Origin of the sequence: Streptococcus sp. 2022WUSS135 (assembly GCF_044427045.1) — a bacterium.
Lineage (GTDB): Bacteria > Bacillota > Bacilli > Lactobacillales > Streptococcaceae > Streptococcus > Streptococcus hashimotonensis.
The window spans coordinates 1-6,427 of record NZ_JAOTGL010000048.1 but is presented as its reverse complement, the minus strand read 5'-3'; the positions used below and the strand labels follow the sequence as shown (position 1 = coordinate 6,427).

Annotated in this window: 8 protein-coding genes; 2 read left to right on the top strand and 6 right to left on the bottom strand. The window is 41.7% G+C overall.

From position 1 onward, the window contains the following. Nucleotides 1–101 precede the first annotated feature (101 nt). Nucleotides 102–1,055, bottom strand: coding sequence for a glutathione S-transferase family protein (locus ODU45_RS09705; RefSeq protein ID WP_398581219.1), 954 nt, complete (start codon nt 1,053–1,055; stop codon nt 102–104). A gap of 131 nt (nt 1,056–1,186) precedes the next feature. Here ODU45_RS09705 and ODU45_RS09700 point away from each other — a divergent pair, with 131 nt between their 5' ends. Together ODU45_RS09700 and ODU45_RS09695 are read left to right on the top strand one after the other, a co-directional pair. Continuing rightward, a complete protein-coding gene (locus ODU45_RS09700) occupies nt 1,187–1,903 on the top strand; it encodes a pseudouridine synthase (RefSeq protein ID WP_398578269.1) in 717 nt (238 codons plus the stop codon). A 13-nt stretch (nt 1,904–1,916) separates the two neighbouring features. Continuing rightward, nucleotides 1,917–2,396 (top strand): glutathione peroxidase, encoded by a 480-nt coding sequence (locus ODU45_RS09695; RefSeq protein WP_105095482.1) that lies wholly within the window; start codon nt 1,917–1,919, stop codon nt 2,394–2,396. A gap of 18 nt (nt 2,397–2,414) precedes the next feature. Here the strand turns inward: ODU45_RS09695 and ODU45_RS09690 are convergent, their stop codons facing one another. From ODU45_RS09690 to ODU45_RS09670, 5 genes are all read right to left on the bottom strand, one after another. After that, the gene (locus ODU45_RS09690; RefSeq protein ID WP_105243425.1) at nt 2,415–3,416 is read right to left on the bottom strand and encodes an iron ABC transporter permease; all 1,002 of its coding nucleotides are present in this window, start codon (nt 3,414–3,416) and stop codon (nt 2,415–2,417) included. Continuing rightward, a complete protein-coding gene (locus tag ODU45_RS09685) occupies nt 3,413–4,438 on the bottom strand; it encodes a FecCD family ABC transporter permease (protein WP_398578270.1) in 1,026 nt (341 codons plus the stop codon). The genes ODU45_RS09690 and ODU45_RS09685 overlap by 4 nt, the downstream gene beginning before the upstream one ends. A gap of 13 nt (nt 4,439–4,451) precedes the next feature. Further along, entirely contained in the window at nt 4,452–5,381 is a 930-nt protein-coding gene (locus ODU45_RS09680; protein WP_074391490.1) for an ABC transporter substrate-binding protein, read from the bottom strand. 12 nt (nt 5,382–5,393) lie between these two features. Then, complete coding sequence (locus ODU45_RS09675) at nt 5,394–6,179, bottom strand: ABC transporter ATP-binding protein (RefSeq protein WP_398581218.1); 786 nt, start codon at nt 6,177–6,179, stop codon at nt 5,394–5,396. Between the two features lie 66 nt (nt 6,180–6,245). Beyond that, nucleotides 6,246–6,427, bottom strand: a 182-nt coding sequence (locus ODU45_RS09670; RefSeq protein WP_398581217.1) for a hypothetical protein, incomplete at its 5' end; no start/stop codon positions are given.

Sequence of the window (6,427 nt, the reverse complement as noted above, 5' to 3'; positions counted from 1 at the left end):
TCCTTGAATCTGCAGCTTTAGGCAAAAACAGAACTTAGTCTGAGACTAAATTCTGTTGGTGTTATGCAGTTTTCTCAAAGTAACTTCTGGAAGGACAGGAACTAGAACTTACTTTGAGAATTTACCACTGGGACAATACCTGTTGGGTTAATGGTCTTGTGGCTACCATAATAATGCTGCTTGATATGGTTGAAGTCTACCGTTTCCGTAATACCAGCATGATTGTAGAGTCGCTTGGTGTAGTGCCACAGATTTGGATAGTCAACCAAGGCCTTGGTATTGCACTTGAAATGCCCAAAGTAAACAGGATCGAATCGCACCAAAGTGGTAAAGAGTCGAATATCAGCCTCTGTCAGCTGATTGCCCACCAGATAGTCCTTGTCTGCCAAATGCTCTTCCAATTTATCCAAGGCGGCAAAAAGGTTCTTGACCTCTTTTTCATAGACTGCCTGGCTGGTTGAAAAACCTGCCTTGTAGACGCCATTGTTGATGTTTGGATAGACAAAGTCATTCATGGAATCAATCTCGGCTTGCAGGTTTGCTGGATAGTAGTCATCGTAATTTCCAGTAATATCATTAAAAGCAGAGTTAAACATGCGCATGATTTCAGCAGATTCATTGCTGACGATGGTATTTGTTTCCTTATCCCAAAGGACAGGAACGGTTACACGGCCAGTGTAATTTGGGTCTGCTTTCAAGTAAACTTGATAAAGATAGTCGCTGTTAAAGAGGGAATCCTTGATAACACCAGGTCCGTCCGCAAAAGTCCAACCATTTTCCAACATGAGCGGATGTACGATTGACAGAGAAATATGGTCTTCCAGACCCTTCAATTTTCGCATGATTAAGGTCCGACTGGCCCAAGGACAGGCCAAAGAAATGTAGAGATGGTAACGTCCTGATTCAGCCTTAAAACCACCCTCACCTGTCGGTCCTGCTTGTCCATCGGGTGTAATCCAGTTGCGAAATTGTGTTACGGTACGGACAAATTTACCGCCTGTTGACTTGGTGTCATACCATTGATCCACCCATTTGCCATCTTGTAAAAGTCCCATAAAGTTCTCCTTTATTATAAAAAGTAGGAAATCCAAGCAAACTGGATTTCATCTGCATATATATCACTAATTAGTATTATAGTCTTTTTTCAATCAAAGTCAAGACCTCGGTTTTATGCTAGAATAGAGATATGAGATTGGACAAATGTTTAGAGAAAGCCAAGGTTGGCTCGCGTAAGCAAGTTAAAAAACTTTTCAAAGCCCAGCAAATCAAGATTAACGGACAAGCAGCTCAAAGTCTCAGTCAAATCGTCGATCCTGAACTCCAAGAGATTCAGGTGGCAGGGCGAAAAATCGAGCTAAAAGGCTCGGTCTACTATTTACTCAACAAACCTGCAGGGGTTGTTTCTGCTGTGACAGACCAAGAGCATCAGACAGTCATTGACTTGATTTCTTCGCAAGACAGTAGGGAAGGTCTCTACCCCGTCGGTCGCCTGGACAGGGATACCGAAGGCCTAGTCCTCATTACCAACAATGGTCCGCTCGGTTATCGTATGCTCTATCCCAGCCACCATGTGGACAAGGTCTACTATGTGGAGGTCAACGGCCCCTTGGGTCTGGATGCCCCGACATTTTTTGCTTCAGGTGTTACCTTTTTGGGCGGCACTCGTTGCCAACCCGCAGATTTGACTGTCTTGGAGGCTTCTTTGGACCATAGCAGAGCGACCATCAAGCTAGCAGAAGGTAAGTTTCATCAGGTCAAAAAGATGTTTTTAGCCTATGGTGTCAAGGTCACTTATCTCAAGCGAATCTCCTTTGGTGGTTTTGAGCTGGGGGATTTGGAACGAGGTGCATACAGACAACTCACTCCAAATGAAATGGAACATTTATTCACTTATTTTGACTAGAGGAGGATATATAATGAGCATTTATAATTTTACAGTACAAAAACAAGATGGCACAGACCAGGCCATGGCTGATTATCAAGGACAGGTGCTTTTGATTGTCAATACGGCGCCAGGTTGTGGGTTGGCACCTCAATACAAGGAATTGCAAGAACTTTATGATACTTATAAAGACAAAGGTTTTGTCGTACTAGATTTTCCTTGCAATCAATTTTTAAATCAGGCTCCCGGTTCTGCTGAAGAAATCAATCAGACCTGTAGTTTGACTTATGGAACAACCTTTCCTCGCTTTGCAAAAATTGAAGTGAACGGTGCAGGAGCTAGTCCGCTATATCGCTATCTCAAAAAAGAAAAATCGACCTTATTAGGAGGTCGAATCGAGTGGAATTTTACCAAGTTTTTGGTGGATAGACAAGGGCGTGTGGTCAAACGATATTTACCAACAACTAGTCCATTAAAACTTAAAGAGGATATTGAACTTTACCTAGAAAAATAATAAGAAGGCTGGAGTCATCTAGCCTTCTTGTTTTAGTAACCACAGAAAATAGGGAGCGCCGATAAGGGAGACGATGATGCCGGTTGGGATGCCTGTTCCGACAAGTAGTACTCGTCCTATGGTATCCGCTAGAAGTAGAATGAAGCTTCCTATTATCATAGTAGCTGGAATGATGACACGATGGTCATTTCCTAACCATTTGCGCACAATGTGACCAGCAATGAGACCAACGAAGGTGATATTACCAACTAAAATGACACTAAGAGAGGCTAGGGCGGTAGCCAATACCAAGGTAATCCGCCTTTCACGCTGTAAGTGGAGTCCCAAAGCCATGGCTGTCTGGTCGTTTAGATTCATAATATTGAGTGAGCGACTTCGACTAAACGTTGCCATCCATACCAAGAGAAGAAGAGGAGTATAGATTGCGATAGTTTTCCAATCTCCACCATTTACTCGACCACTGAGCCACTGGACAATGTATTCCATCTTAAAGTCATCTAATTGGCTGATGATGCTGACCATGATACCAGACAGCATGCTCGAAATTCCAACTCCCGTGATAATTAAGCGTGCCGGCTGGATGCCGTACAGCTTCTTACGTGCAATCCAGTAAACTAGAAAAATGGTTAATCCACCGCCCATCATAGCAAATAGAGGCATGAGACTCAATAAGACAGGGCTGATTTTTGAAGAGAGACCGACAAATAGTGCCACAACAAGACCAGCTCCTGCGTTGATTCCTAATATTCCAGAATCTGCCAGAGGATTGCGGGTCAAAGTTTGTAGCAACAAACCCGCCAAAGCCAGAGAAGCCCCTCCGATAATGGAGGCGATTATTCTAGGTAAGCGAATTCGCCCAATGATAAGTAGAGTCGATGAACTGGCACGCCCACTCATGATGTCAATGAGATCCGAAAAGGATGAATTGCTATAGCCGATAGATAAGGAAAGTAGGAAAATGACAAATAAAAGGATTAGCAGGAATGTGAATATTTTTAGAGAGTTGTGATGTCTTATCAAAAGTGTTTCTCCTTTCTAATCAACCATAGGAAGCAAGGGAGACCAATGATACTGATGACTGCGCTAATGGGAGTTTCAACAGGTGGATTGATAGAACGGCAAACCAAATCTACCCAGATGAGGAAACTAGCCCCTGCAAAGGCAGTTAATGGCAAGAGTAGCTTGTAATTTTTCCCTGTAAACATGCGGATAAAGTGAGGAATAATGAGCCCGACAAAAGAAAGTGAGCCCACAAGAGCTACCGCAGAAGCTGAGAGTAGAAGGACAATTCCCAACAAAATCAAGGTCATCAGTAAGGTTCGTTGCCCTAGATTTTTAGCAACGGTTTCGTTGAGACTCAGGATGGTCAGCTGATGTGAAAAGAGTTGAGCAAGGATGAGGCCAATGATGATAAGAGGAGCGATGATGGCCAGCATCTTCCAGTTTACCTGTACCAATCCCCCTGCTTGCCAGCCAATCACTGCAGTTGATAAATCAAAGTAGATAGTAATAGCCTGACCAATAGCAGAAAATAGACTTGCTACCATGGCACCAGATAAAATTAACCGTAGTTGATTGTAGCCTTTTTGTACCTGATAAGCTAGACCAAAGACTAGACCGGCTGCCAGACAGGAGCCCAGTAAACATATTAATAAAATTTGACTGTAGTGCAAACCACCGAATAGAGCATAGGCAACAATGAGAGCAAGTCCTGCGCCAGCATTGATTCCTAATAAGCCAGGATCGGCAATCGGATTGCGTGTAATTCCTTGCATCATTGCCCCAGCTTGAGCCATAGCAGCTCCCACCAAGATGGCGGCTACCATTCTAGGCAAACGCAAATCGATGATAACATCCTGAGCGGAAGAATCTGTCAGTGGATGCCTTAGGGTTTCTATCAGTTGTTGGTGGCTATAAGAAATAGCTCCAAAGCGTAAACTAAGATAGCCTCCAGCTATGAAAGAAAGACAGATGATGAAAAAAACAAGCCAAATATTCTTTGGCTTTGTTTTGGGATAATGATAACTCACTAGTTTGTTCATATATCCAGTCCTTTTACTGAAGTTTTTGAATTGCTGAGACAAAGGCGTCAATTTGTAAATCTAAAGACATCGGGTCGGAGAAGTAGAAGAGGTTGTAGTCTACCTCGATGACGTGACCATTCTTTACAGCAGGTAGATTTTTCCAAATATCACTTTCTTTGAGAGATGCAGCTGCTTCTTTTGTTTTATCATTGACGTTAACAAGCACATAGTCGCCAACGTATTCTGGAAGAGCTTCCTGAGACACCCCAAACCAGCCTTCTTTACTGATAATGTCTTCTTGAACCTTTGCAGGAGCAGCAAAACCGAGAGCGCGATAGACTAATTCTCCACCACGACCAAAGTTGTTACCGTAAAGGAAGATGTTTTTATCGAAGAAGTCCATGACAGTAAATGTTGAACTTGTATCAATCAATCCTTTCAATTCCTCTTTCGCAGTAGCAACTTTCTTATCCCATTGATCTAACCAGGCTTGTGCTTCCTTTTCTTTTCCAAAAATCTGACCAACATCTGTCAGCATTTTCAGGTAGTCACTCTTTCCATAAGTGATTTCAATAACTGGAGCAATTTCTTTCAGTGTTTCTAAGTTATCATCACCAGCAAATACTAGAATGACATCTGGTTTTTGTGCGGCAATTGCTTCTGTATCTGCCGTTGTCAATTGTGGAACATCCTTTAGTTTATCTCCAAATGCAGGACTATTTTTTTCTAAATCTAGACTATAGCTAGATACATCAATTCCTAATTGTAAGAGATAGCCTGTGTAAGAGTAAGCAAAGTTGACAACTTTTTTAGGATTTTTTGGAATGTCACCGTGGTAAGTAATTCCTTCAATTTTTGGCATGCTAGACAATTCTACGTCTGTTGAAGAGGAAGAGGTAGAACAAGCTGTTAAGAAAACCAGCCCAACAAATAAACTAAAAATAGCTAAAAACTTTTTCATTTTTTCTCCTTATTATTTTTTTAAATCGTAAGTTAGCAAAATAGGGTAATCTTGACCAGTAACCTGCATCAATTGAGGTTCAATGCTAAAAATGTCCCTCAGTATCTCAGTTGTCATAATATTGGACACAGACCCATGGTAGCGAATATCTCCCTCTTTCATGGCAATCATATAATCTGAAAATCGAGCTGATAAATTGACATCGTGAAGGACCATCACAATGGTTTTCTGTCGGCTTTGATTCAGTTCTTTTAAAAGTTCTAAGACTTCCAATTGATGATTGAGATCAAGATAGGTTGTTGGTTCATCTAAGAAAATGGTATCCGTATCTTGGGCAAGTGCCATCGCAATCCACACACGTTGCCTCTGACCACCTGATAAATCATCAACTGGTAACCTAGCGTAGGGAGCGGTCTGAGTGACCTCCAAGGCCCAGTTGATTTTCTCTCTATCCTGATCAGTGAGATGCCCCAGCCCATTTTGATGCGGAAAGCGACCATAGGAGACTAGTTCATAGACGGAAATCCCTTCAGTCGCTTCTAAGACCTGAGGGAGCAGGGCCAATTTTTTTGCGACTTCCTTGGTTGGCAGTTGTGAAATGGCTTGTCCATCTGAATAGATAGTCCCTTCTTGAACTGGGATAATCCTTGTCAATGCCTTAAGCAAGGTCGATTTTCCACAGCCATTGGCACCAATGATCGTCGTTATATTTCCTTTTGGAATACTTGTTGATAATTCATCAATAATAATCCGATTGTCGTAAGAGACTTGGATATTTTCCGCTTGAATAGAAGACACAAACTCCTCCTTTCCAGAATATGATTCATTAATAATTTGTTCCGACCAGTATTATATCAAAAAAATTTACCAAAACAAAGAGTTTTCTGAAAATTTTAATTTAACGAGAATCGTTATAAAAAAAGAGGCTGAGCAAAAACTAGCCAGTAAATAAAAAACACAGATAGATTCAAGCTGATTTTGATGAAATCCAGCCGAACTATTTGTGTTTTTCCTTTTGTTTCTATTATCATGGGCTAATTTCTTCG

What these genes read in the sequence shown, in the direction of transcription:
- ODU45_RS09700 (WP_398578269.1), top strand. Translation starts at nt 1,187, where the DNA reads ATGAGATTGGACAAATGTTTAGAGAAAGCCAAGGTTGGCTCGCGTAAG.
- ODU45_RS09685 (WP_398578270.1), bottom strand. Translation starts at nt 4,438, where the DNA reads ATGAACAAACTAGTGAGTTATCATTATCCCAAAACAAAGCCAAAGAAT.
- ODU45_RS09695 (WP_105095482.1), top strand. Translation starts at nt 1,917, where the DNA reads ATGAGCATTTATAATTTTACAGTACAAAAACAAGATGGCACAGACCAG.
- ODU45_RS09680 (WP_074391490.1), bottom strand. Translation starts at nt 5,381, where the DNA reads ATGAAAAAGTTTTTAGCTATTTTTAGTTTATTTGTTGGGCTGGTTTTC.
- ODU45_RS09705 (WP_398581219.1), bottom strand. Translation starts at nt 1,055, where the DNA reads ATGGGACTTTTACAAGATGGCAAATGGGTGGATCAATGGTATGACACC.